This is a genomic window from Pigmentiphaga sp. CHJ604, from assembly GCF_036972535.1.
Taxonomy (GTDB): domain Bacteria; phylum Pseudomonadota; class Gammaproteobacteria; order Burkholderiales; family Burkholderiaceae_B; genus Pigmentiphaga; species Pigmentiphaga daeguensis.
This window is the reverse complement of sequence record NZ_CP136998.1, coordinates 762,709-787,636: the sequence shown is the minus strand read 5'-3', so window position 1 is coordinate 787,636 and position 24,928 is coordinate 762,709. Positions and strand designations below refer to the sequence as shown.

Annotated in this window: 22 protein-coding genes; 15 read left to right on the top strand and 7 right to left on the bottom strand. The window is 68.6% G+C overall.

Annotated elements, in window-relative coordinates; genetic code table 11:
• Positions 1 to 74 precede the first annotated feature (74 nt).
• The 4 genes from R4823_RS03940 to R4823_RS03925 form a co-directional block, all read right to left on the bottom strand.
• Complete coding sequence (locus R4823_RS03940; RefSeq protein ID WP_087837562.1) at positions 75 to 674, bottom strand: DUF502 domain-containing protein; 600 nt, start codon at positions 672 to 674, stop codon at positions 75 to 77.
• A gap of 46 nt (positions 675 to 720) precedes the next feature.
• A complete protein-coding gene (locus tag R4823_RS03935; RefSeq protein WP_338617540.1) occupies positions 721 to 1,050 on the bottom strand; it encodes an FmdB family zinc ribbon protein in 330 nt (109 codons plus the stop codon).
• 188 nt (positions 1,051 to 1,238) lie between these two features.
• Positions 1,239 to 2,516 (bottom strand): putative Na+/H+ antiporter, encoded by a 1,278-nt coding sequence (locus tag R4823_RS03930; protein ID WP_087837560.1) that lies wholly within the window; start codon positions 2,514 to 2,516, stop codon positions 1,239 to 1,241.
• Between the two features lie 378 nt (positions 2,517 to 2,894).
• On the bottom strand, positions 2,895 to 4,928 hold the full coding sequence (locus R4823_RS03925; RefSeq protein WP_087837559.1) for a methyl-accepting chemotaxis protein: 2,034 nt from the start codon (positions 4,926 to 4,928) through the stop codon (positions 2,895 to 2,897).
• Between the two features lie 214 nt (positions 4,929 to 5,142).
• On the opposite strand from R4823_RS03925, the gene R4823_RS03920 reads away from it, so the two are divergent.
• Positions 5,143 to 6,021, top strand: a complete 879-nt coding sequence (locus R4823_RS03920; protein ID WP_087837558.1) for a manganese catalase family protein — start codon at positions 5,143 to 5,145, stop codon at positions 6,019 to 6,021.
• A 22-nt stretch (positions 6,022 to 6,043) separates the two neighbouring features.
• Here R4823_RS03920 and R4823_RS03915 read toward each other — a convergent pair whose 3' ends face one another.
• Positions 6,044 to 7,411 (bottom strand): UDP-glucose/GDP-mannose dehydrogenase family protein, encoded by a 1,368-nt coding sequence (locus R4823_RS03915; protein WP_087837557.1) that lies wholly within the window; start codon positions 7,409 to 7,411, stop codon positions 6,044 to 6,046.
• Positions 7,412 to 7,522: 111 nt separating this feature from the next.
• Here R4823_RS03915 and R4823_RS03910 point away from each other — a divergent pair, with 111 nt between their 5' ends.
• From R4823_RS03910 to R4823_RS03845, 14 genes are all read left to right on the top strand, one after another.
• Positions 7,523 to 8,200 carry a PIG-L family deacetylase gene (locus R4823_RS03910; RefSeq protein WP_165963021.1) on the top strand — a complete coding sequence of 226 codons (678 nt, stop codon included), beginning with the start codon at positions 7,523 to 7,525 and terminating at the stop codon, positions 8,198 to 8,200.
• Positions 8,187 to 9,116, top strand: coding sequence for a glycosyltransferase (locus R4823_RS03905; protein ID WP_338617531.1), 930 nt, complete (start codon positions 8,187 to 8,189; stop codon positions 9,114 to 9,116). The genes R4823_RS03910 and R4823_RS03905 overlap by 14 nt, the downstream gene beginning before the upstream one ends.
• An 81-nt stretch (positions 9,117 to 9,197) precedes the next feature.
• A complete protein-coding gene (locus tag R4823_RS03900) occupies positions 9,198 to 11,918 on the top strand; it encodes an ATP-binding cassette domain-containing protein (protein ID WP_338617530.1) in 2,721 nt (906 codons plus the stop codon).
• Positions 11,919 to 11,954: 36 nt separating this feature from the next.
• Positions 11,955 to 12,473 (top strand): hypothetical protein, encoded by a 519-nt coding sequence (locus R4823_RS03895; RefSeq protein ID WP_087837554.1) that lies wholly within the window; start codon positions 11,955 to 11,957, stop codon positions 12,471 to 12,473.
• Between the two features lie 146 nt (positions 12,474 to 12,619).
• A complete protein-coding gene (locus tag R4823_RS03890) occupies positions 12,620 to 13,912 on the top strand; it encodes a glycosyltransferase (protein ID WP_338619109.1) in 1,293 nt (430 codons plus the stop codon).
• 16 nt (positions 13,913 to 13,928) lie between these two features.
• Positions 13,929 to 14,660 carry an SDR family oxidoreductase gene (locus R4823_RS03885; protein ID WP_087837553.1) on the top strand — a complete coding sequence of 244 codons (732 nt, stop codon included), beginning with the start codon at positions 13,929 to 13,931 and terminating at the stop codon, positions 14,658 to 14,660.
• Positions 14,651 to 15,232 carry an HAD-IIIA family hydrolase gene (locus tag R4823_RS03880; RefSeq protein WP_338617528.1) on the top strand — a complete coding sequence of 194 codons (582 nt, stop codon included), beginning with the start codon at positions 14,651 to 14,653 and terminating at the stop codon, positions 15,230 to 15,232. The genes R4823_RS03885 and R4823_RS03880 overlap by 10 nt, the downstream gene beginning before the upstream one ends.
• Entirely contained in the window at positions 15,229 to 16,374 is a 1,146-nt protein-coding gene (locus R4823_RS03875; RefSeq protein WP_338617527.1) for a glycosyltransferase family 9 protein, read from the top strand. The genes R4823_RS03880 and R4823_RS03875 overlap by 4 nt, the downstream gene beginning before the upstream one ends.
• A 22-nt stretch (positions 16,375 to 16,396) precedes the next feature.
• On the top strand, positions 16,397 to 18,136 hold the full coding sequence (locus tag R4823_RS03870) for a carbamoyltransferase C-terminal domain-containing protein (RefSeq protein WP_279819607.1): 1,740 nt from the start codon (positions 16,397 to 16,399) through the stop codon (positions 18,134 to 18,136).
• The gene (locus tag R4823_RS03865; protein ID WP_254914556.1) at positions 18,133 to 19,122 is read left to right on the top strand and encodes a glycosyltransferase; all 990 of its coding nucleotides are present in this window, start codon (positions 18,133 to 18,135) and stop codon (positions 19,120 to 19,122) included. Before R4823_RS03870 ends, R4823_RS03865 begins: the two co-directional genes overlap by 4 nt.
• The gene (locus R4823_RS03860; protein ID WP_338617521.1) at positions 19,119 to 20,204 is read left to right on the top strand and encodes a glycosyltransferase family 9 protein; all 1,086 of its coding nucleotides are present in this window, start codon (positions 19,119 to 19,121) and stop codon (positions 20,202 to 20,204) included. The genes R4823_RS03865 and R4823_RS03860 overlap by 4 nt, the downstream gene beginning before the upstream one ends.
• Positions 20,197 to 21,198: a glycosyltransferase family 4 protein gene (locus R4823_RS03855; protein WP_338617519.1), complete on the top strand. Its 1,002-nt coding sequence runs from the start codon at positions 20,197 to 20,199 to the stop codon at positions 21,196 to 21,198. The genes R4823_RS03860 and R4823_RS03855 overlap by 8 nt, the downstream gene beginning before the upstream one ends.
• The gene (locus R4823_RS03850; protein ID WP_338617518.1) at positions 21,195 to 22,211 is read left to right on the top strand and encodes a UDP-glucuronic acid decarboxylase family protein; all 1,017 of its coding nucleotides are present in this window, start codon (positions 21,195 to 21,197) and stop codon (positions 22,209 to 22,211) included. Before R4823_RS03855 ends, R4823_RS03850 begins: the two co-directional genes overlap by 4 nt.
• Positions 22,212 to 22,293: 82 nt before the next feature.
• Entirely contained in the window at positions 22,294 to 23,403 is a 1,110-nt protein-coding gene (locus R4823_RS03845; RefSeq protein WP_176400663.1) for a sensor histidine kinase, read from the top strand.
• Positions 23,404 to 23,414: 11 nt separating this feature from the next.
• On the opposite strand, the gene R4823_RS03840 is transcribed toward R4823_RS03845, so the two are convergent.
• Both R4823_RS03840 and R4823_RS03835 read right to left on the bottom strand, forming a co-directional pair.
• Positions 23,415 to 23,759: a hypothetical protein gene (locus R4823_RS03840; protein ID WP_087837544.1), complete on the bottom strand. Its 345-nt coding sequence runs from the start codon at positions 23,757 to 23,759 to the stop codon at positions 23,415 to 23,417.
• A 67-nt stretch (positions 23,760 to 23,826) separates the two neighbouring features.
• Positions 23,827 to 24,918: a glycosyltransferase gene (locus R4823_RS03835; RefSeq protein WP_338617514.1), complete on the bottom strand. Its 1,092-nt coding sequence runs from the start codon at positions 24,916 to 24,918 to the stop codon at positions 23,827 to 23,829.
• Positions 24,919 to 24,928: the final 10 nt, after the last annotated feature.

Sequence of the window (24,928 nt, the reverse complement as noted above, 5' to 3'; positions counted from 1 at the left end):
AATCTCCGTCTAAATTGGTGTGTATCGATGCAGGGCCGGGCCGCGCACGCGCGCGCCGGACGTCCTTGGCGACGTCAATTGCCCCGCGCCGGGGAACCCGGCGCCACCACCCCCATCGATACGATGTACTTCAAGGCCGCATCCACAGACATGCCGAGCTCGACGATATCGGCGCGCGGCACCATCAAAAAGAAACCCGACGTCGGATTCGGCGTCGTCGGCACGTAAACGCTCACGCAGTCGGCGGGCAGGTGTTCGGCCACCTCGCCGCCGGGCGTCCCGGTCAGGAAGGCCAGCGTCCAGGATCCGGCGCGGGGATACTGCACCAGCACCGCCTTGCGGAAGGCCTGGCCATTGGGCGCCAGCACCGTGTCGCTGACCTGCTTGACCGAGTTGTAGATCGAACGCACCAGCGGGATGCGGCCCAGCAGGCCTTCCCAGACCTCGAGCAGCTTGCGCCCGAGCAGGTTGGCCGCGCCCATGCCCGTCAGCAGCACCACCAGGATCACCACCGCCAGGCCGAACCCGGGAATATGGGTGCCGAACAGCGACTCGGACGTGAGCACCGAGGGCACGACGGCCTCGAGCGTCGACACGACCAGGCCCAGCACCCACAAGGTGATGACCAGCGGGACCCAGATCAGCAAACCGGTGACGAAGTAGCGTTTGAACACGAAGGTTCCAGTAGGAGCGGACGGCGCCGCCAGCGCCGCGCCCCGGTCAGGTCGAGGCCGGCGTGCTCGGCGCCGGCGCGGCGGGCGTCGACGAAGTTCCCGAATCCGAGCCGGACGAAGCGCTTGCGGCGGACGAGTTGCTTTCCGTGGACGAGGCGGCTGGCGAGGCCGAGCCGCCGGACTTGCCGCCGCTGTTGTTGCGGAAATCGGTCACGTACCAGCCCGACCCCTTGAGCTGGAAGCCAGCCGCGGTCAATTGCTTGGAGAACGTGGACTGTCCGCATTGGGGACAGTCGGTCAACGGGGCATCGGACAGCTTCTGCAATACATCCTGCTGGTGTCCGCAGGCACTGCACTTGTAGGCGTAGATAGGCATCGCCAAGACTCCTCAGGCATACCGGTTCATCCCCACGTCAGCGGGGAACACTCAAAGAGCGGCCAAAGCTATCTGGACCGGCGGGCCGGACTTCGGGAAATTAATCAAAGCCTTGAATTTTAGCGATTTTTTGAGTATTTAGCGCGACGAGGTGGAAAAACGGCGCGGGCGGGAAATATCCCCCGTCCCTAGACCGGCAGCAGGAAGAAGACCGCCGCGATCGCCGTGGGCAGCGAGGCGCCCATCAGCAGCGCCACCGGCGTGATGGTCCCGCCCGGGAAAGAGCCCTTCAGGACCGCGAAACCGGCCGGATTGGGCGCGTTGGCGATGACCGTCAGCCCGCCGCCGGTGACGGCGCCCGCCACCAGCATGGTGCGCCATGCTTCCGAGGTGCCGTCCACCAGCGAGCCCAGGTAGGTCAGCGCCGCGTTGTCGGTGACGGCGGTCAGGGCGGTCGCCCCCCAGTACAGCACCAGCGGCGACATATCCGCCAGCAGGTCCTGCAGCCACCATTTCTGCAGGCCTCCCAGCACCACCAGCCCGGCCAGGAAGAAGCCCACCATCAGCCCTTCCTTGATCATCAGCGGACGCTGGTACTTCCGGTAGGCCTCGGTATAGCCGATGAACAGCAGGAACAGGCCCACGAACACCGCCGGATGGTGCGCGAACAGCACGACCGCGGCCAGGAAGGCCACGTGCACGGCCGTCACGGTGGCCGGCACCCGGCGTTCCTCGCCTCCCGGGCCGGACGCCGCCGGCGCGTGCGTCCGGACCAGCCGATGGAAGCAGAGCGTCACGATCAGCGCGTTCAGCACCACCGCGCATGCCGCGCGCCAGCCGAAATGGGCCAGCATGTAGGCGCTGTCCCAGCCGAAGGTGGACGCCACCATCAGCACGGGCGGCGCCGCGTAGGAGGTCAGGACGCCACCGATCGAGACGTTGACGAACAGCACGCCCAGGGTGAAGTACTTGAAGCGGGAGCTGTCGATGCGATGGAAACTGGTGTCGCGCAGCATGACCGCGGCCAGCGTCATGGCCGCCGGCTCGGTGATGAACGACCCCAGCAGCGGCACCACCGACAAGGTCAGGAAATAGACCGCGACCGACCGGCTGCCCGGCACCACCGCCGCGACGGCGCCCACCAGTTGCGTGACCAGGTTCAGGATCGGCCGGCTGGCGGCGATGACCATGATGGCGAACACGAACAGCGGCTCGGTGAAATTGCGCGTGTCCATGTACTCGACCGCCGCCCCGGCGCCCGCCAGGCCCGCCATCGCCACCAGCAGCACGAAGGCCCAGAATCCGAACACGGCCTCGACCTCGGACAGCATGTGCCAAAGCCCCGCATGCCGCCCCCCCTTGTGCGCCAGCGCGGCGAAGACGGGCACCGAGAACGTGTGGATGATCGCGATCGCGAACAGGACGGTGGCGATCAGCTCGATCGCGCTGACGGAGGCAGGAGTCATTGCTGGTGGGCGTCTTAGACTGGCAAGGTGCCTGTGGAGTGTAGCCCACCCCCTACGCCCTTCGGGCGCCCCCTCAAGGGGGCGATGCGGGTGGACCGGCGGAGCCGGATCCACCGCATCCTGGGTCTAGTACCGCTGTCTTGGGTTGTCGTGCCGGTGCTTCGCTGGCTGTCAGCGGTAGCAATCGTGCTTCAGTCCACGATGGTTTCCCTAGAGCCAGGAAACCGCGGATCTGGCTCCGCCAGTCCGCCGGTTTCGCCCCCTCGGAACCCGGCGCCGGGCCGCCCCAAGGCGGGTCCCGGCCCCCTTGGGGGGCTGCCGCGTAGCGGCTGGGGGCCCACCATTCTGGGCGCGCGAAGCGCGTAGGGGGGGCCCCAATCACGTCCTCAACGTGCGGATGGTCTCGTCCAGGACTTGCGCCTGGTTCTGCAGCGACTCGGCCGACGCGACCGACTGCTGCACCGCGGCCGCCGATTCCTCGGAGTACTGGGCGATCTGCTCGACCCGGCTGGCGATCTGCTCGGACGCCGACTTCTGCTCCATCGCGGCGTTCGAGATGTCGGCGATGACCTCGGCGGTGCGGCCGGCGGCCTCGCGAATGCGGACCAGCACGTCGCCGGCCTGGCGGGCGCCCTCGGCCGAGCGCTGCATGTCGGCATTGACCTGGCGCATGGCGTCGGCGGCCAGCGCGGTCTGCTTCTGCACGGCGGCAATGACCTGGGCGATCTGGGAAGTCGAGGACTTCGTGCGCTCGGCCAGGCCCCGTACCTCGTCCGCCACCACCGAGAAGCCGCGCCCTTCCTCGCCGGCGCGGGCCGCCTCGATGGCGGCGTTCAGCGCCAGCAGGTTGGTCTGCTCGGCGATCTCCTGGATGGTCTTGACCACCGCCGAGATCTGGCGCGACGAGGCCTCCAGTTCCTGCACCACCTCGGCGGAACTGGCCACCTGGCTGGCCATCTTCTCGATCTCGGACACCGTCTGGGTCACGACCACCGCGCCTTCCTCGGCGGCCGTGCTGGACGTGCGCGAGAAGCTGTTGGCTTCGCGGGTGTTGTCGGCGATCTGGGAGATCGACACGGTCAGTTGCTCGACCGCGGCCGCGACGCCGCTGGCCGCCTCGGACTGCACCTCGGTACCCTTGCCGATCTGGTGCAGGGCCTGGAGCGTCTGGGTCGTGGCCGTGGCGACCTGCGACCCGGTCGAATTCATCTGCTGGGCCAGGTGGGCGATGCGCGCCCGCGTGGCGTTGATGCGGTCGGCCATGATGTGGATCTCGTTGCGCGATCCGCGCGGCCCCGCCGGCACGTCGCGCGTCAGGTCGCCATCGCCCAGCCGCCCGATTCCCTCGACCACATCGCGCACCGGCCGCAGCGCGGTGGACATCTGGTAATAGGTCAGGAGGCCGGTCAGGAGGCCGCCCACGACCAGCAGCGCCACCATCAACCCGATCTGCCGGTACTGCGCCGCCATGAACTCGGCCTTGGGCCCGGTCGCCACCAGCGTCCAGCCCCAGTTGGGCACGGTCTGGAAGGCGACCAGCATGGTGGAGTCGTCGGTGGAACGCGTGGCTTCCAGGAAACCGCGGTCCTGGTCGACCATGTGGTAGTAGAAGGAGCGGTCGGCCTCGGCGGCCTCTTCGACCGTCTTGCCCTTGTAGAGCGGATGGACCAGGAACTCCGAGGTGCCGTTCATCCTGGGCGTCATCGCGAACATGGTGCCGTAGCCCGCCACCTGCGTTTTCTCGATGAACTCCAGCGCGCTGCCGACGTCGTCCGACAGGTCGACCTGGAGCGTGATGCCGCCGAAGATCTTGCCGGTATCGTCCTTGAGCGGCCGCACGTGCAGCGCGTACCAGCGCTTGTTGCGATAGACGATGTTGGTCGCGGCCTGTTGGGTATCCATGGTGGTCGCGACGAAATCGTCGGCCGGAATGGGCTGGCCGGTCATCGGCGAGCCGTCCGGCCCGCGCAGCAGCGTCGCGGCGCGGATCCACCGGTTATTGTGGCGCACGACCAGTTCGGGCTCGGCACCGGTATAGCTGCGCATGCGCTGCAGGATCGCCGAGTTGCCGTTGAGCACGTTTTCCCCGGCGCGCACGGTCATGACCTCGCCGGCGACGCCGGTTTCGGTCATCGTGCCGTCCGGCGACGGCAGTTCGCCCAGCATGCGCTGGAATACCAGCAGCTGGCGTTCGACCCGCCCGCGGGAGGACTCGAAAGAGGACACCAGGCTGGAATTGATCGAACCGAGCGCGTCCATCATCTCGCGCTCGACCGCCTCCTTGCCCGCTTGCAGTCCCTGCCAGGCCACGACGACGGCGGTCACCAGCGAGACGACGGCGCTGACGGAAAGCGCCAGCACCAGTACCTGCTTGGCCAGAGATCGCTGACCCAAGCCGAGAGACACAGCCATTGTTTACCCCAAACCGTTGTTGCCGGCTCGTGCCGGTCGTTTCGTGCGCTCGCGTTCCCTTCGCGGGCGGGCGTGTCCGTGTTTACGGCAGCGGGGACCGGGAATTGAGCATTTTTTGCGGGAGTATTGCGGGCCGGCCTACCAGGGATATCCCGGTAGGCGGCATGGGAATGATTCCTGCGGAGCGAAGCGCTCGCCCTTCAAGGAGATCCTCATGTTCGCGCACAACAAACGCCTGCAATACACCGTCCGCGTCTCGGAATGCAACCCGGGCCTGGCCAACCTGATGCTGGAGCAGTTCGGCGGTCCGCAGGGAGAACTCGCGGCCGCGTGTCGCTATTTCACCCAGGGGCTGGCCGAGGACGATCCCGGCCGCAAGGACATGCTGCTGGACATCGCCACCGAGGAGCTGAGCCATCTCGAGGTGATCGGAACCATCGTCGCCATGCTCAACAAGGGCGCCAAGGGCAAGCTGGCCGAGGCGGCCGAGGAAACCGCGGAGCTCTACCGCTCCATCACCGGAGCGGGCAACGATTCCCACCTGACCCAGGTTCTCTACGGCGGTGGGCCGGCCCTGATCAACTCGGGCGGCGCCCCCTGGCATGCCGGCTACATCGACTCCATAGGCGAGCCCACCGCGGACCTGCGGTCGAACATCGCCGCCGAGGCCCGCGCCAAGATCATCTACGAGCGCCTGATCAACCTGACCGACGACCCGGGCGTCAAGAACGCGCTGCAATTCCTCATGACGCGGGAGGTCGCGCACCAGCAGTCCTTCGAGAAGGCCTTGTACGCGATCACGCCCAACTTCCCTCCCGGCAAGCTCCCGGGCGACCCCCACTTCACCAACGTGTATTTCAATATGTCGCAGGGCGAAGGCGACATGCGCGGCTCCTGGAACGACGACGGCCATTTCACCTACGTCTCCGAGCGCGAGGAACAGTGCGCGGTGGACGGGGGCGACGGCCAGCCGCAGGTAACGTTGACCGCGGATGAGCAAGCCGCGCTGGAGGATCTTGCCACCCGCACGGCCTCCGATCCGGAAGTGGATCCGACCACCGGGGCGGAACTGGGGTCGGAAGCCGGGCGCTGACGCCCGGGCGGCGGCCCGGCCGCTAGCGTACCGTGGCCGCGGCGGGCGCCGCCCGCCGCGCGGGGCGGCCGGCGGCCCGCCCCACGCCCTCGTAGTGCAGGCCGCAGGACCTCACGTAGGCAGGATCGTACAGATTGCGGGCGTCGAATACGGCCCGCGCGCGCAGGGTCTGGGCAAGGCCGCGGAAATCGGGCGACTTGAATTCGCGCCATTCGGTCATGACCACGAGCGCGTCGGCGCCGCGGCACGCGGCGCGGGCATCGTCGGCGATGGAGAATCCGTCCTGCCCCAGGGCGCGCAGCGCGTTCGCACCGGCCACGGGGTCGTAGCCGCGCACCGAAGCGCCGGCGCGCAACAGACGTCCGATCAGGTCGATGGAGGGCGCCTCTCGGATGTCGTCGGTGGCCGGCTTGAAGGCCAGCCCCCATACCGCAATGGTGCGGCCGGCCAGGCGGCCCCGGAAAAAGCGTTCGAGTTTTTCGTACAACAGCGTCCGCTGGCGGAGGTTGACCGCCTGCACGCTGCCCAATATATCGGCCGCCGCGCCATACTCGTCGGCCAGCCGTATCAACGCGCGCACATCCTTGGGCAGGCAGGACCCGCCGTATCCCGCCCCGGCATACAGGAAGTCGTAGCCGATGCGGGGATCCGCGCCGGTGCCCCGACGCACCGATTCGATGTCGGCGTCGACTTTCTCGGCCAGGCAGGCGAGTTCGTTCATCAGCGAGATCCGGGCCGCCAGCATCGCGTTCGAGGCGTACTTGGTGAACTCGGCCGACCGGATGTCCATGCAGATGAGCCGGTCGTGGTTGCGGTTGTAGGGCGCGTAGAGCGCGCGCAGCAAGGCGCCGTCATCGTCGTCGGACGTGCCGATCACGATGCGGTCCGGCCGCTGGAAGTCCTCGACCGCGTGGCCTTCCTTCAGGAACTCCGGATTGGAGGCCACCCGCAATTCGCACGGCGCGCCGCGACGAGCCAGCTCGGCTTCGACGACTTCGCGCACGCGGTCGCACGTGCCCACCGGGACGGTGGACTTGACCACCACCAGCAGGTCGCGCGTGGCCGAGCGCGCGACGTCTCCCGCCGCCTGCAACACCTGGCCGATGTCCGCCGCGCCATCCTCCCTCGAGGGCGTACCCACCGCGATGAAGACGGCGTCGGCATCCGCCACGGCAGCCGGCAGGTCGTCGGTGAACACCAGCCTGCCCGCCGCCGCATTGCGCGCGACGAGCGTGTCCAGCCCGGGTTCATAGATGGGCAGGTGGCCGCCCCGCAGCAGATGCAGCCGGGCGGCGTCGCGATCCACGCAATGCACCCGGTTGCCCACGTCGGCCAGGCAGGCTCCGGTCACGAGTCCCACATAGCCGGCGCCGATGACGGCGAGATTCATGGCCTTGCTCCCTTTGGATATCGGTACCCCCATCCAGCAAGTTCCATTCCCCCGGCGAACGCCTCAATCTGGTTACACCTGTTCCCGCCGGCCGGTGGCAAGGTAGCCGCCATGAGCCCATCACTCTCTTCCCTGACCATCGTTTCCCCGCACCTGGACGATGCCGTGTTCAGCTGCGGCACGTTGCTCGAGCGGACACCCGGGGCCACGGTCGTCACCGTTTTCGCCGGAACGCCCCGGGACGCCCCGCTGACCGACTGGGATCGGCAATGCGGCTTCGCAAGCGCGCAAGCAGCCATGCAGGCGCGCCGGACCGAGGACGCCAAGGCGCTGGCGATGCTGGGCGCCAGCCCGGTATGGCTGGACCTGCTGGACGCGCAGTACGGCGGCGCCTATCGGCCGGAGGACATCGAGCAGCATCTCGCCCCCTGCCTGGACCGCCGGCGCGGCGGCATGGTGGCCGTGCCGCTGGGCCTGTTCCACTCCGATCATCAGGTGGTCCATGAGGCGTGCCTGCGCCTGCATGCGGGGCATCCGGAACTCGAGTGGCTGTGCTACGAGGACGCCTTGTACCGCCGACTGCCGGGCCTGCTGCAGGACCGCCTGGCCTCGCTGCTGCGATCGGGATGGCGGCTCACGCCGGTCATCGCGCCAACCTCCGCGTCCGGCGCCAAGGCGCGCGCCGTAAGGGCCTATGCGAGCCAGTTGCGCGCCTTCGGCGAAGGCGGCTACGAGGATACGGACCTGCCTGAACGACTCTGGAGGCTGGAGCGCCATGACATCGGCTGAACCCCGCGTCACCGTCGTGGTACTGACTCATGACAGGTGCGACGAAGTGCTGCGCACGGTCGGCGGACTGAGCGCACTGCCCGACAGGGTACGGCTGTGCGTGGTGGACAACGGCAGCCGGGACGGAAGCGCGGACGCGCTGCGCGCGGCCTTTCCCGGCGTGCACGTCATCGAGGCCGGCGGCAACCTGGGCGCCGCCGGGCGCAAGCTGGGCGTACGGTGGGCCCGCACGCCCTACGTCGCGTTCTGCGACGACGACACCTGCTGGCAGCCTCATTCGCTGGACCTGGCCGCCGACATCCTGGACCGCCATCCGGACATCGCCGTGCTTTGCGCACAGGTACAGGTGGGTGACGACGGACGGCCCGATCCCGCATGCGAGCGCATGGCGCGCAGTCCGCTGCCGTCGCGCGGGATGCCGGGCAAGGCCCTGCTCGGCTTCCTGGCCGGTGCCGCCGTCATGCGGACCTGCGCCTTCCTCGAGACCGGGGGCTATCATCCCGCCTTCTTCATCGGGGCCGAGGAAGCGTTGATGGCCCTGGACTTCGCGGCGGCAGGCTGGCGCATGGTCTATTGCCCGCGCATCTTCACACGCCACTACCCATCTGCCCGGCGCGACGCTCCGCTGCGGCGGCAACTGCTGGCCCGCAACGAGATCTGGACGGCGTGGCTGCGCCTGCCCCTGGCCGAGGCAGGCCGTGAAACCCTGCGTATCCTGCGCGGCCTGCGGGGAACCGCCCGCCTTGGCGTTGCCTGGTCGGCGTTGCGGGGACTGCTGTGGATTCCCGGCCAGCGCCGGGTCGTTCCGCCGCAAGTCCTGGCCATGCGGCGGACGCTGGCGCACGATGCGCAGGCCGGCGCGGGCCCCGTGCCGCTGCCGGGCCGGCGCTCGGCCCCATCCTCGCGCGAACGCTGACGCTACCCGGATTCCCCGGGTATGCATATTGCTGTGGGCCGCGTTCCGGCGCGACCGCGCCGCCACGGGAGTCCGTCGTCCATGGCCCAGGACCCGAGCGCCAAGCCCCTCGTTCAACAACTCGCCCGCACGCTGGGGCCGCCCATATGGGCGGCGCGACGGCGGGTGCTCACGGCGCTTGCCCTGCTCATCCTGGCCAAGCTGGTCATGGTCGCGGTTCCCATGGTGCTCAAGAGCGTCGTGGACGAATTGAGCCAGCCCACCCATCCCCTGGTGCTGCCCGTCTTCCTGCTGCTGGCCTATGCGCTGCTGCGCTTCCTGGGCACCCTGTTCAACGAACTGCGAGACGTGGTGTTTTCGCCGGTGCTGCACCAGGTGGTGGCCGAGTTCAACGAGCGCACGTTCGCGCATCTGCACCGCCTGGGGCCGCGCTTCCACATCGCACGCCAGACAGGATCGCTGGCGCGCGACGTGGACCGCGGCTCGGCGGGAATCACGTTCCTGCTCGGCACCACGCTGTTCACCGTCGTGCCGACCCTGTTCGAGATCGGCGTGGTCGCGGTCGTCCTGGCCATCGGCTACGACATCTGGTTCACCGTCATCGTGGTGCTGGCGTTGCTGGGCTACGGCATCTTCACCTTCGCGCTGACCGAACGCCGGGCCGCGCTGCAGCGGGAGATGAACGTCGCGGATTCGGCCACCAGCGGACGCCTGGTCGATACCCTGCTGAACTACGAAACCGTCAAGTTCTACACCAACGAACGCTACGAGCTGGTGCGTTTTCGCAAGCTGCTGGAACGATGGCGCCAGGCGGGCGTGGCCAACCAGCACGCCCTGTCCGTGCTGCACGTCGGCCAGAGCGCCATCATCGCGATGGGCGTGGCCTCGGTCATGCTGCTGGCCGGCCGCGAGGTGGTCCTGGACCACATGACCGTGGGCAGCCTGGTCCTGGTGAATGCCTACATCATCCAGATCAGCCTGCCGCTCAATACGCTGGGCATGGTGTTCCGCCAGTCCAAGGACGCCATCATCAACGCGGAACGCCTGTTCGCGCTGCTGGACACGCCGCCCGAAGCGGACGAGGCGCGCCAGTTGCCGCCGCTGGATTTCAAGCGGGGCGAGGTACGGTTCGAATCGGTCGATTTCAGCTACGAGCCCGGCCGGCAGATACTCTGGAACGTGGACTTCCGGATCCCGCCCGGCGCGACGGTGGCCGTGGTGGGCGGCAGCGGCTCGGGGAAATCGACGCTGGCGCGACTGCTGTTCCGCTTCTACGAACCCGACACCGGCCGGATCACCATCGACGATCAGGACCTGGCCGGCGTCGACCAGAAGAGCCTGCGCGCCCATATCGGCATGGTGCCGCAGGACACCGCGCTGTTCAACGAGACCGTGGCCTACAACATCGCCTACGGACGGCCCGGCGCCTCGATGGCGGAAATCATCGAGGCGGCGCGGGCCGCGCGCATCCACGAGTTCATCAATGCCCTGCCCGCCCAGTACGACACGATGGTGGGCGAACGCGGCGTGAAGCTGTCCGGCGGCGAGCGCCAGCGCATCGCGATCGCCCGCGCGATCCTAAAGAATCCTCCCATTCTCATCTTCGACGAGGCGACCTCGGCGCTGGACACCATGGCCGAACGCGCCATCCAGACCGAGCTCGCGCAGCTCTCGCGCGACCGGACCACGCTCATCATCGCCCACCGGCTGTCCACCGTGGTCGATGCCGACGAGATCCTGGTGCTGGACCAGGGCCGCATCGTCGAGCGGGGTACGCACGAAGCCTTGCTGGCCGGCCAGGGCATGTATGCCCAGATGTGGAACCTGCAACTCAAACAGAGCGAGCTGGAACGCACCAGCCGCCAGCTCAGCAGGCAGCCCGTCAACATGGTGGCGCTGGTCGCCAGCGTGCTGGACGGCCTGCGTCCGCTGATCGAGGAACGCGCCATCGAGCTCTACACCTTCATGGGATCCCATCCCTATCGGGTCACCGGCGACCCCAGCACCTTGCAGCAAGTCGTGTCCGAGCTTTGCATGAACGCCATCGCCGTCAGCCCCCCTGGCGGCCGCATGGAACTGCGGCTGGATACGACGGACGGCAACGCGCAGTTGTCCATCACCGACGGGCGCGATGACGAGGCCATCGTCGCACTGGAGCACGGCGCCGCGCCGCCGCCCTTGCCGCCGGACGGCTCGGCGGTCTTCGACCCCATGCACATCCGGGCGGTGGTCGAGGGCCAGGGCGGCAAGCTCACGACGCACGCCGTCCGCACCGGCCGGGGCGAGACGCGGGTGCTCAGCCTGCCCCTGCGCGCAGTCGCCGAGGAAACGCCCCCCGCGCACGGCAAGGCGGGCGAGGTCTTGCTGGACGGCATCACAGTGATGGCGGTCGATGACCAGGCCGAGGTGCTGGAGCAGATCGGCGCCGTGCTGGAGACCTACCGCGCGAAGGTCCTGCCCATGGACTCCGGCCGCGCCGCCCTGTCGTACCTGGAACGCACCCCTTCGGAACAATGGCCGGACGTACTGTTGTGCGACCTGTCGCTGGGCGACGAGGACGGCCACCAGGTCCTGCAGGAGATCCGGGCCCTCGAATCCCGGCGCTCGATCTCGCTGCCGGACCTCATGCCGGCCGTCGCGCTGACCGGGCGCACCCAGCCCATGGACCGCATGCGCGCGCTGCTGGCGGGATTCCAGGTTCACCTGGCCAAGCCCGTGAACCCCGACGAACTGGCCGCCACGGTCGCCACGCTGGCGCGCGACCACGCCCGGCCCGCTCCCCCGCCCGGCCCGGCCGCCTGAGCTTGTCCGACATTCTCACGACAGAGGAGTATCCCCATGAACGGCAATCCCTTCCTGGCCTCGGCCCCCACGGTGTCCGCGCCGAGCTTCTACGCGGACAGGCAGGCCGCGGCGCAGGCCGTCCGCATGGCGATGCCGATGATCGAAGCCGCGATGCGCGATCCCCACGTCGGCGACAGCGGCTTTCTTTATCTCGTCATCATGGACCCGGCCAGTTGTCCCGATCGCGACCAGTTCGAAGAAGCCATCCTCTACGAGCACGCGGTGGGCGACCCGGAGCAGTGGGACGCCGACTATGCCGCCTTCGCGCGCGGCAAGGCCCGGATCAGCTGGCGCACGGGACTCGAAAGCCATCTCGTGCAGACCGCCTATCCGCACCTGTTGCAGAAGAACGACTCCACGCTGTGGGGCACCGCGTGCCTGGACGGCTACGTGGTCGCGTCCAGCGGCGTCAACCCTTGGTACGACGAAGCCTTCGCGATGACGGTCGCGGCCTGCCTGCGGGCGATCGTCAAGGGCCGCGCGCTGTCGGAGTCCCGAGGACTGGTCCTGTAGGCAAACCCGGCAAGAAGTTCACGCTTGTGTAGACCTTACTGGTGAAGCCGGGAGCCCCATGGGCACTGGAGCCGCTTCTCGGGCCGGGAACGGAAGATGCCATGGCTGCCCCTGTAGTTGTGCTGATCAACGAAAGGGACATCACCATGCGCACCATCGCCCTCGTCAGTGAACATGCTTCCCCGCTGGCTCCTCCCGGCAGCGTGGACAGCGGCGGCCAGAACATCTATGTCGCCCACCTGGCGCGCGAACTCGCGGCCCAGGGCAACCGGGTCGACGTATTCACCCGCCAGGACGATCCCTCGCTCCCCCGCACGCTGGCCTGGCAGCCCGGCGTGCGGGTCATCCATGTACCCGTCGGACCGGCGCGCCCGATCCCCAAGGAAGCGCTGCTGCCATACATGGGGCACTTCTCGGAGTTCCTGCTTCACTACTTCCGCAACAACTGGCCGATCTACGACGTCGTCCACGCCAATTTCTTCATGTCCGGGCTGGCGGCCCTGCCAGTCACGCGGGAATTCGGCGTGCCGCTGGTCATGACCTTCCATGCACTGGACCGCGTGCGCCGCAAGCATCAGGGCAGTGCCGACCAGTTTCCCGCGGAACGCTATGCCATCGAGCTCGAGCTCGTGCGCCGGGCCGAGAAGCTGATCGCCGAATGCCCGCAGGACCTGGAAGACCTGGTCGAGCACTATGCCGCCGACCCGGCGAAGATAGACATCATTCCCTGCGGCTTCGACGCCACCGAGCTCGCCCCCATGGACCGGACCGCCGCGCGCATGGCCCTGGGATGGGAGCCGGGACGGTTCACGCTGCTCCAGCTCGGCCGCATGGTGCCGCGCAAGGGCGTGGACAACGTCATCCGCGCACTTGCCATCCTGCGCCGCCGCCATGGCGTGGACGCCGTCCTGCGCGTGGTGGGAGGCGACGCGGTGCGGCCCGACGACCTGGCCACGCCCGAACTGGGACGGCTGCGCGGCATCGCGGACGAGGAAGGCGTGAGCGAGGCGGTGCACTTCTGCGGAAGGTGCGACCGCGACCGCCTGTCGATGTTCTACGGAGCCTGCGACGTGTTCGTCACCACGCCCTGGTACGAGCCCTTCGGCATCACGCCGGTCGAGGCCATGGCCTGCGCGCGGCCGGTGGTGGGCGCCGCGGTGGGCGGCATACGGTCGACCGTCATCGATGGCAAGACCGGCTATCTCGTCCCGCCCCGCGACCCCGAGGCGCTGGCCGAACGCCTGGCCTTTCTGGCGCGGCACGAACAGACCGCCAGGCGACTGGGGCGCAATGGCCTGCGGCGCGCGCAGAAGATGTTCACCTGGACCTTCGTTGCCCGCGACATGCTGCGCGCCTACGCCGGCCTGACCCAGGCGCCGACCGCGTCCCGCCGCATGCGGCGGGAACCCATGGCCGAGCCCGCGCTGGCCGCCAAATGACTTCAAGGAGAAATGCATGACATCCCGGACACCTACGAACATGGCGGGCAGGACGGTACTGGTGACAGGCGGCGGCCAGGGGCTGGGCGCGGCGATATGCCAGGAACTCGCCGCCGACGGAGCCCATGTGCTGATCGGCGACATCGACGAGGGCAAGGCCCATGCGATGGCCCGGCGCATCGGCGCGCACACCGACGCGATCGGTTTCGACGTGGGCAACGAAAGCGACGTGCGGGCGGCCATCGATCGCGCGATTTCGCGCTTCGGCCACCTGGATGCCGTGGTCAACAATGCCGCGATCGACCTGACCGTCCCCATAGACGAGCTGGGATTGGCGGACTGGGAGCGCATCCTGCGCACCAACCTGACCGGCCCCTTCCTGGTGTCCCGGCACGCGTGCGCCCACATGAAGGAACGCGGGCATGGCCATATCGTCAATATCGCCTCGACGGCGTCCAAGCGCGCCTGGCCCAACGCCGCCGTGTACCACGCCACCAAATGGGGCCTGCTGGGCCTGTCGCATGCGCTGCACGCCGAGCTTCGCCCCCAGGGCATCAAGGTCTCGGCGGTGGTCGCCGGCGGCATGCGCACGCCTTTCCTGCTGGACCGCTTTCCCGACATCGACGCGGGCACGCTCCAGGATCCGGCCAACGTGGCGCGCACCGTGCGCTTCGTCCTGCTGCAACCCGATGAAACCGTCATACCGGAGGTGATGGTACTGCCGATGCGAGAAACGTCATGGCCTTGAAACCGGCGGTATTCCTGGACAAGGACGGCACGCTGCTGGTGAACGACGCCTACAACGTCGATCCCGCGCGGATGCGGCTGGATGAAGGCGTGGAAGCGGGGCTGCGCCGCCTGGGAAGCACGGGCGCCCCGATGGTCGTCATCACCAACCAGCCGGGCGTCGCGCTGGGACTGTTCGAGGAAGAGGCGCTGATCGGCGTGCATCTCCAGCTCGCCCGCATGTTCGAGAACGCCCATGCGAGGCTGCACGGATTCTATTACTGCCCCCACCTGGCACGCGGGGTGCGCCGCCCCTACGCCCTGCCCTGCACCTGCCGCAAGCCCCAGCCCGGACTGCTGCGCCAGGCCGCGCGCGACCTGGACCTGGACCTGGAACGCTCCTGGTTCATCGGCGACATCCTGGACGACGTGGAGGCCGGCCGGCGCGCCGGCTGCCGCACCGTGCTGCTGAACAACGGCCACGAGACCGAATGGGTGCGCGGCCCGTTCCGCGAGCCCGACTACATCGTGGACGGATTCGAACAGGCCGCGGCCATCGTGGCGGTGGCGATGCGCGCCAGGGAGGTGGCATGAACGCGGCCATTCATGGCGACGACGTCGCGCAGCGCCTGGACGAGGACACGGCCCGCGCGGACTGGGACCGGGCGGCGAACGTCCTGTGCGTCCGGCTGGACAACCTGGGCGACGTGCTGATGACCACGCCGGCGGTGCGTGCCCTGAAGGGCGCCGCGGCCGGCCGGCGCATCACGCTGCTGTGCTCGCCGGCGGGCGCGCGCCTGGCCCCCTACCTGCCCAGCGTGGATGCGGCGATCGCCTACGACGCGCCCTGGGTGAAGAACCTGCGCACCGCCAACCCCGCCCCCGACCTGGCGATGATCGAACGATTGCGCGCCGGGAACTTCGATGCGGCGGTGATCTTCACGGTCTATAGCCAGAGCGCGCTGCCCGCGGCCCTGATGTGCAGGCTGGCCGGCATCCCTCGCATCCTGGCCCACGCGCGCGAGAACCCCTACCGGCTGGTCACGCGGTGGGTCAAGGACGACGCCCCCATGGACGGCGAGCGCCATGAAACCCGCCGGCAACTCGATCTGGTGGCATCGATCGGCGTGCGCCCGGCCGCCGAAGGACTGGAGTTCGCCGTGCGGCCGGCCGACCGCGAGACCATGCGGGGAAAGCTTGCCGCGCGCGGCATCGCCGACGTGGCCTCGTGCATCGTGGTCCATCCGGGCGCCAGCGCGCCCTCGCGGCGCTATCCGCCCGAGTTGTTCGCGCAGGTCGTCCGCGAATTGTCCGCCGCCGCTCCCGTCGTCTTGACCGGGGATGCCGGCGAACGGCCGCTGGCCGGGCACGTCAACGTCCTGGCGGGCGGACGCGCGACCGACATGTCGGGCGAGCTGGGCCTGGGGGAACTGGGCGCGCTATTGGCCGACGCGGCGGTACTGGTATCGAACAACAGCGGACCCGTGCACCTGGCCGCGGCCGTCGGCACGCCGGTGGCCGACCTGTATGCGCTGACCAATCCCCAGCACGCGCCCTGGGGGGTCGAGCATCGGCTGCTGAATCGCGACGTGCCGTGCAAGTACTGCTACCGCAGCGTCTGCCCGGAAGGCCATCACGCCTGCCTGACGGGCGTCGACCCCGCGGCCGTCGTCCAGGCAGCGCACGAACTGCTGGCGTGGCGGCGTCACTCCCCCGCCGCCACACAGGCCGCCTGAACACCTTTCAAGGAGTCCGTCCATGTACACACTGGGAATCAACGCGGTCTACCACGACTGTTCCGCCACGCTGGTCCGCGACGGCGTGGTGCTGGCGGCGGCGGAAGAGGAGCGGTTCTCCCGCGTCAAGCATGGCAAGCGCCCGCTGCCGTTCACGACATGGCAACTGCCCTTCCACGCCATCGACTACTGCCTGGCGCAGGCGGGCATCGACATCCACCAGGTCGACCACTTCGCCTACTCGTACGACCCGTCCCTGCTGCTGCAGGAGCAGGCCGCGGACGGCCACATCACCCTGCCGCTGGAGCCCTCGCGCAGCGGCAGCCCCACGGCCACGAGTTCTCCTTGGGACCCCCTGTTCCTGTCCTACGTGGTCAACGCGCCGCGGCAACTGGCCGACGGCGCCCCGCATCACCTGCAGGAACGCTTTCGCGGAGCCACGTCCGGCGACATCCAGCGCCGCTGGCACTTCGTCGAGCACCACCTGGCGCACGAGGCCAGCGCCTTCCTGGCCGCTCCCTTCGACGATACCGCGGTCCTGACGATGGACGGCCGGGGCGAGCGCGCAACCACCAGCTACGGGCACTACGTCGACGGCAGCTACCGCCGGATCAAGCAGATCGATCTTCCCCACTCGCTGGGCCTGCTCTACGAGGAAGTCACCCGCCATCTCGGATTCCTGCATTCTTCCGACGAATACAAGGTGATGGCGCTGGCTTCCTTCGGCCAACCGCGCCATGCGGATTTCTTCGAGGAGGTCATGCGCGTGGGCGACGATGGCGGCTATACGGTATCGCCGCTGTCGCTGGCGCAGCGCTTCGGTCCGGCGCGACTGCGCGGCGGCCCCCTGGAGCAGCACCACTACGATCTGGCCCGGTCGCTGCAGTTCGCGCTGGAACAGACGGTCGAGCGCATGGCACGGTGGCTGCATCGCGAGACGGGCTCGCCCAATCTCTGCATGGCCGGCGGCGTGGCGCTGAACTGCGTCATGAACGCGCGCCTGCGCGAACGCGGTCCCTTTCGCGAGGTCTGGGTGCAACCCGCCGCGGGTGATTCCGGCACGTCCCTGGGCGCCGCGCTATGGGTGGATAGCCAGCAGCGCCCGGGACAAGGCCGCAGCTGGACCATGGATCATGCCTTCCTCGGGCCGGCGTTCGACGATGACGAGATCGAGGCGTTCCTGCAACGCTCGAAGCTGCCCTACCGCAAGCCGGCGGACATCGCCGAGGCCACCGCGGAGCTGCTGGCCCAGGACAAGATCATAGGGTGGTTCCAGGGCCGCATGGAATTCGGTCCCCGGGCCCTGGGCGCCCGGTCCATCCTGGCCTCGCCCATCTCCCCGGACATGCAATCCCGGCTCAACGAGATCAAGGACCGCGAGGATTTCCGCCCGGTGGCGCCGGTCGTCATGGAAGAACGCGCGCGAGAATGGTTCGCCACGTCCCGCCCGGGCCCCATCGTCGCGCCCTTCATGCTGTTCGTCTTCGACGTGCTGGCGGACAAGGCCGACCGCATCCCGGCCGTGCGCCACACCGACGGAACCGCCCGGGTGCAGACGGTGCGGCGCGAACAGCATCCCGCGTACTACGACCTGATCGCGGCGTTCGAGCGGCGCACGGGGGTGCCCGTGCTGGTGAACACCTCCTTCAATACCCGCGGGGAACCGGTCGTGTGCTCGCCGCGCGATGCGATCGAATGCTTCTGGACTTCCCCGCTCGATGCCCTGGCCATCGGCTCCTTCCTGCTGGAGAAAGCGGCATGAACGGCATTTCGGACTTGTTGGTGTCGGTGGTCGTGCCGACGTATCGCCGGCCCGACATGCTGCAACGCTGCCTGCGGGCGCTGACGTGGCAGGACATCGATCCCCGCCGCTTCGAGATACTGGTGGTCGACGATGGGCCCGATCGCCACACCCGGCGCGTGGTGGAGACGCTCGCGCGGGAACACGCCCCACGTGGACTGACCGTGCGCTATCTCGAGGCGGAAGGCACGCAGGGGCCGTCGGGCGCGCGCAACCGGGGTTGGGAACAGGCGCGTGCGGCGGTCGTGGCCTTCACCGACGACGACACGATTCCCACCCCGTCCTGGCTGCGCCATGGCCTGGATGCGATGACGGACGGGGTCGATGCCGTGGTGGGCCGGATACGCGTACCGCTGCCGGACAGGCCGCGCGATCACGAACGAGATACGGGAGGACTGGAACGGGCGGAATTCGCCACGGCCAACTGCCTGGTGCGCAAGCGCGCGCTCGTCGCCGTCGGCGGCTTCGACGAACGGTTCACGCTGGCCTGGCGGGAGGACTCCGACCTGCAATTCATGTTGCTGGCGCGCGGGCATCGCATCGCCAGGGCCGAGGACGCCATCGTCCTGCATCCCGTCAGGCCCGCTCCCATCGGCATCAGCGTGGGCCAGCAGCGCAAGGTGTTCTTCGATGCCCTTCTCTACAAGAAACATCCGTCGCTCTACCGCTCCCGCATACGTCGCCGGCCGCCCTGGAATTACTTCGCCATCGTCGCCGGCGCACTGGCCACCGTCACGGGCGCGGCGGCCGGTCTCGCCTGGCTCGCGTGGGGCGGACTGGCGATCTGGTCGGCCCTGACGCTGCATTTCTGCATCGCGCGGCTGCGCGGCGCGTCGCTCGCGCCGTCGCACGTGATCGAGATGCTGGTCACGTCGGTGCTCATTCCCCCGCTTTCGCTATTCTGGAGATTGCGCGGGGCCTGGCATTTCAAGGCGAGGTTCCTATGACGGGCGTACCCGGCTCCCATCCGCTGTGGCAGCCCGAACCCGGCCGCATCGCCGTGTTCCGCGCGCTGCAACTGGGCGACATGCTGTGCACCGTGCCGGCGTTGCGGGCCTTGCGCGCGCGCTTTCCCCGGGCCCGCATCACCCTGATCGGCCTGGCCGGCGCAAAGGCGTTCCAGCAACGCTTCGCCAACTATGTCGATGAACTGGCCCCCTTTCCGGGAATGGAAGGAATGCCGGAACAGCCGTTCCGCGAGGAGGCGTTGCCTGCCTTCTTCGACTGGGCCCGGGCGCAGCGCTTCGACGTCGCCCTGCAATTGCACGGCAGCGGCCGCCTGACCAACGATATCGTTCGCCGCCTGGGAGCGGCGCGCATCGCCGGCTTCCAGCCCGGACAGGCGCGCGATTCCGAACGCGACGCCTGGTGGCTGGCCTGGCCCGACCACCTGCCCGAAGTCGAACGCTATCTGGCGCTGATGCGGTTCCTGGACATTCCCTGCCCCGACGCCACGCTGGAGTTCCCGTTGACGGACGAAGACCGCGATTCGGCCGCCATGCTGGCCGGGCAGGAAGGACTCAGGCCGGGCCGCACGGTGCTCGTCCACCCCGGCGCCCGCCTGTCGTCGCGCCGTTGGCCGGCCGAACGCTATGCCGCCGTGGCCTCCGCGATCGCCCGGACAGGCTTCGACGTGGCGTTGACGGGAACCGACGAAGAACGCCCCCTGACGCGCCAGGTGGCCCGGCTGGCCAGCGAGCCGCTGCGCGACCTGACCGGCCGCACGGGCCTGGGCACGCTGGCGGCGATGCTCGAACGCAGCCGCCTGCTGGTCTGCAACGATACCGGCGTCTCCCATGTGGCGGCGGCGATGCGCACGCCCAGCGTGGTGATCGCCAGCGGCAGCGACGTACATCGCTGGGCGCCGGCCGACCGCTCGCGGCACGTGGTGCTCTGGCACCACGTCGCCTGCCGGCCCTGCGCCTTCCCCGACTGTCCGATCGGCCATCCGTGCGCGCTCGGAGTCAAGGCCTCGGACGTGATCCTCCAGGCCGAACGCATGCTTTGCAAGGAGCCCACTCATGCCTGAAACCCTCGCGCGGCCACTGCGCATCCTGACCTGGCACGTACACGGCAACTATCTTTACTACCTGACACAGGTGCCGCACGAATTCCATGTCGTCATCCGCCCCGAGGGCGGACCCGGCTACGCGCCGCTGGGCCCCGGACTGCCCTGGGGCCGCAACGTCCACGAGGTTTCCGCGGACAAGGTGCGCGACATGCGCTTCGACTGCGTGCTCTACCAGTCCAAGCAGGCCTACCTGGAGGACAGGGAGCAACTGCTGTCGGCCGCGCAGCGCCAGTTGCCCCAGATCTATCTGGAGCACGACCCGCCGCAGCTGCATCCGACCAACACGGTGCACTGGTTCCAGGAGCCGCGCGGAACCCTGGTGCACGTCACGCCGTTCAATGCCCTGATGTGGGATAGCGGCTGCACTCCCATGCGGGTGGTCGAGCATGGCGTGCGGCTTCCGCCCGACGTCGAGTACCAGGGCACGACGCCGCGCGGGATCGTCGTCGTGAACCACCTGAAACGGCGCGGCCGTCGCCTGGGGGCCGATGTCTTCGATGCCCTGCGTGCGCGCGTTCCGCTGGACCTGGCCGGCATGGATGCGCAGTCGCTGGGCGGCCTGGGCGAAGTGCCCAACCTGGAGCTGCCGGCGCTCATGGCCCGCTATCGGTTCTTCTTCAATCCCATACGCTATACCAGCCTGGGCCTGGCGGTGGTGGAAGCCATGATGGCCGGCGTTCCCGTCGTCGGCCTGGCCACCACGGAGATGAGCACGGTGATCGAGAACGGCGTCAACGGCTACGTGGACACGCGCCTGGACTGCCTGGCCGATGTCATGCACGAGCTGCTGGCCGATCCCGAACTGGCGCGCGCCTGGGGCCAGGAGGCGCGCCTGCGCGCCTTGCAGCGCTTCGGCATCGACCGCTTCGTGCGCGACTGGATGGACGTCTTCGCACAAGCGACCCGCACGGCCGCCGAGTACGTCGACCAACCCGAGGAGATGTCATCATGAGCCCGCGCCTGCCACGCCGCGTCGTCGTCACCGGAGGCGCCGGCTTCCTGGGATCGCACCTGTGCACCCGCCTGATCGAGGCCGGGCACGAAGTCCTGTGCGTCGACAATTTCTATACCGGCACCAAGGCCAACATCGCGCACCTGATCGGCCACCCCTCGTTCGAGCTGCTGCGCCACGACATCACCTTCCCGCTCTACATCGAGGCCGACGAGATCTACAACCTCGCCTGCCCGGCCTCGCCGGTGCACTACCAGCACGACCCCGTGCAGACCACCAAGACTTGCGTGCACGGCTCCATCAATATGCTGGGCCTGGCCCGGAGGCTGAACGCCCGCATCCTGCAGGCGTCGACCAGCGAGGTGTACGGCGACCCCGACCGCCATCCCCAGCGCGAGGACTATTGGGGCCACGTCAACCCCAACGGGATACGCGCCTGCTACGACGAAGGCAAGCGATGCGCGGAGACACTGTTCGCCGATTACCAGCGCCAGTATGGACTGCAGGTCAAGATCGCCCGCATCTTCAATACCTACGGTCCCCGCATGCGGCCCGACGATGGACGCGTGGTATCCAATCTCATCATGCAGGCGCTTGCAGGCGAGCCCATGACCGTCTATGGCGACGGCGGGCAGACACGGTCATTCTGCTACGTGGACGACCTGATCGACGGCCTGGTGCGCCTGATGAACAGCCCCGATGATTTCCACGGGCCGGTCAATCTGGGCAACACCCACGAAACCACGGTGCTCGATATCGCGCGCACGATCCGCGGCCTGGCCGGCTCGGCTTCGGACATCGAACTGCGGCCGCTGCCCCAGGACGATCCGGTCAGGCGCTGCCCCGACATCGATCTCGCCCGCCGCATGCTGGGATGGGAGCCGGCTACGCCCCTGGAAGAAGGACTGCGCCGCACCCTGGCCTATTTCCGGGAGCATTTCTTCCAGCACGGCGCCATTCCCGCCGCCGACGTTGTAACCAGCCTTGCTCATGCAGCCGCCAGCCCGCCCTAGGATTTACAATCCGCCGGCAGGCATGCCGGCGCCCTGCCGTGCAGTGCCATCCCACGCGTGGCCATATATGCCGGGAGGGGCTATGAGACTGGCCGACTTCATCGACGCGAACCTGGACCTGCTTCTAAGCGACTGGCGCGCGTTCGCCCGGCAACTGGACCTGCGGCGAACGGCCGTATCCGAGCACGCCTTGCAGACCTCGGCCCGGTCGCTGCTGCGGCAGCTTGCCGCGGACCTGCGGGCCCAGCCCCACGAGCCCTCCGCCGGACACCGGCCGTCCGGCGCCACCCGCCTGGCGCACGTCCATGCCCGCAACCGGCTGCGGGCCGGCTTTACCCTGACCGAGATGGTGTCGGAGTTCTGCGCGTTGCGTGCCAACATCCTGGAACGATGGGCGCGCGAAAACGGTGAAATGGACGCCCAAGCCCACGACGACCTGGTTCGCTTCAACCAGGCGCTGGACCAGGCGCTGAAGGAATCGATCTCCCGCTATTCAGCGGGCCTCGAGCGGGCGCGCGATCTGTTCGTCGGCATTCTCGCCCACGACTTGCGGACGCCGCTGGGCGCCATCGCCATGTCCGCGCAGGCGCTCATGCTCGCCGACGAACTGCCCGGCCGGTGCCGGGAAGCCGCCACGCGCATCGGACACAGCGGCTCGCGCATGCAGCGCATGATCGACGACCTGCTGGACTTTACCCGTACCCGCCTGGGCAGTCCGCTGCCGCTGGCGCTCTCGAACGCCAACCTGGAAGACATCTGCACGCGCGCCCTGGACGAGATCCGGGCCATCCATCCCGAGCAGACTTTTCTGCTGGAATGCCACGGACGGCTTGCCGGCCGCTGGGACGCCAATCGCCTCGCCCAGCTGCTGGCCAACCTGCTGGGCAACGCGGTCCAGCATGGCTACGCCGGCCGCCCGGTCGCGCTGCGGGTGCGCCGCGACGAGGGCTGCGTGATCGCCGAAGTCCATAACGAGGGAGCGCCGATCCCGCCTCACATGCGGCACCAGATCTTCGACCCGCTGATGCGAGGACAGCGTCCCGGCACCGAGCGACGCCGTACGGGGCTGGGGCTCGGCCTGTACATCGCCCGGCAGATCGCGGTGGCACACCGGGGCACGCTGACCGTCGCCTCGTCCGAATCGGGCACCACCTTCACCTTATGGCTGCCCGACGATCCGTCCCCGGACTGACACGGCGTTGCTCAGCTCCGGTTGTCCGTCTCCGGGGCGTCTGGCGTCTGGTTTCCCGGGTCGGCGGCGGTCTCCCGATCGACGCCCACCGGCAGTCCGATGCGCGAGGGCATGCTGTTCGGATCCACGGGATGATTGCCGATGGTGCGTTCGCGCCCGGCTTGCCCATCCCGCTCGCGCGGCGGGGTGCCGGCCTGTTCCTGCTGTTCGTGATCCGGCAGTTCGGTCAATTCGGCACCCGGATCTTCATTGCCGGTCTCGTCCACCGCGGCTTCGGGCAGGTTGGCGGGGGCGGAGGGGCCGCCGGGGCGGTGCGCGGACGATGGGGGCTGGCCGCGCCTGGAGTCGATGGGCATGGTGGTCTCCTTGGAATCACTGCATCGATCAGCAATGCGCGTGCCCGCCGCCCGGACGCCCGCTGCGTCAGGCGGCTTGCCCCAGTATCTCGCCGTAGCATGCGGCATGTCGCGCAACCATCGCCTCGTCGGTGAACCGCTCCACGTAGCGCCGGCGGGCGGCGCCGCCCCAGGCCCGGACCTGCCCGGGCTCCAGCCAGAATCGATCCAGCGCGGCTCCCAGTGCACGGGCATCGCCAGGAGGGACGACCAGGCCGGTTTCCTCGTTCAGGTTGATGTAGCTCGTGCCCGTTCCGACTTCGCAGGAGATCATGGGCAACCCATGGACAGATGCCTCGACCAGCGCCAGCCCGTAGGCTTCGTCGCGGCGACAGGACGGCAGGACGAAGCCGTATGCCGCGGCCAGCAGATCGTGCTTGTCCTCGTCGTCCAGCGGTCCCAGGAAACGTATGTTGCGCAGCCCTGCCGCCCGGGCATGGGCGTCGAGCGAGGACCGCTCGGGCCCGTCTCCGGCGACGGCCAGGGGGTAATCGCGCCCTTCCATGGCGTCCAGCAGGTGATGCAGGCCCTTGTAGTCGCGCAAGCCCCCCAGGAACACGAAGAAGCGCTGGCCGATGCGTTGCCGCCAGCGCCACACGGCCTCGGGATCGCGCGCAGGAACATCCTCGACGCCCGTGGGCACCACTTCCGTCCGCTGCTGCAGCCCGCGCAGGACCGCACTGCCCGCCAGGTAATTCGGCGAAGTCACGATGATGCGCCGCATGCGGTGCAGGAAACCGTCTCGCGCGGACCGGGCCAGGAATCCGCCGCCCGCCGCATCGGCATGGACCGTCGCCAGGGCCGGCACCGCCACGCGGCCCAGCAGGTAGGCCCATTGGGCGCATGGCCATGGAAAGTGGAAGTGCAGCAGGTCGGCCCACGCAGCCTCGCCGCGGAACCTGGCGATGAAAGAGGGAGAAACGCCACTGCGCCATGCGGGATAGCGCTTGATGCGATATCCGGACAGATCGGCCTCGTCGCAGCCCCCACGCGCCGACACGGTCAACACGCGGCTGTCGATCCCGTGGGCGCCGCCCTTGGAAGCGATGCCGTGGACGGAACGCTCGGCAACGCCGCATCCATCGGGAAAATAGACTCTGCAAATATGGAGCACGCGCATGGAGAAAAAC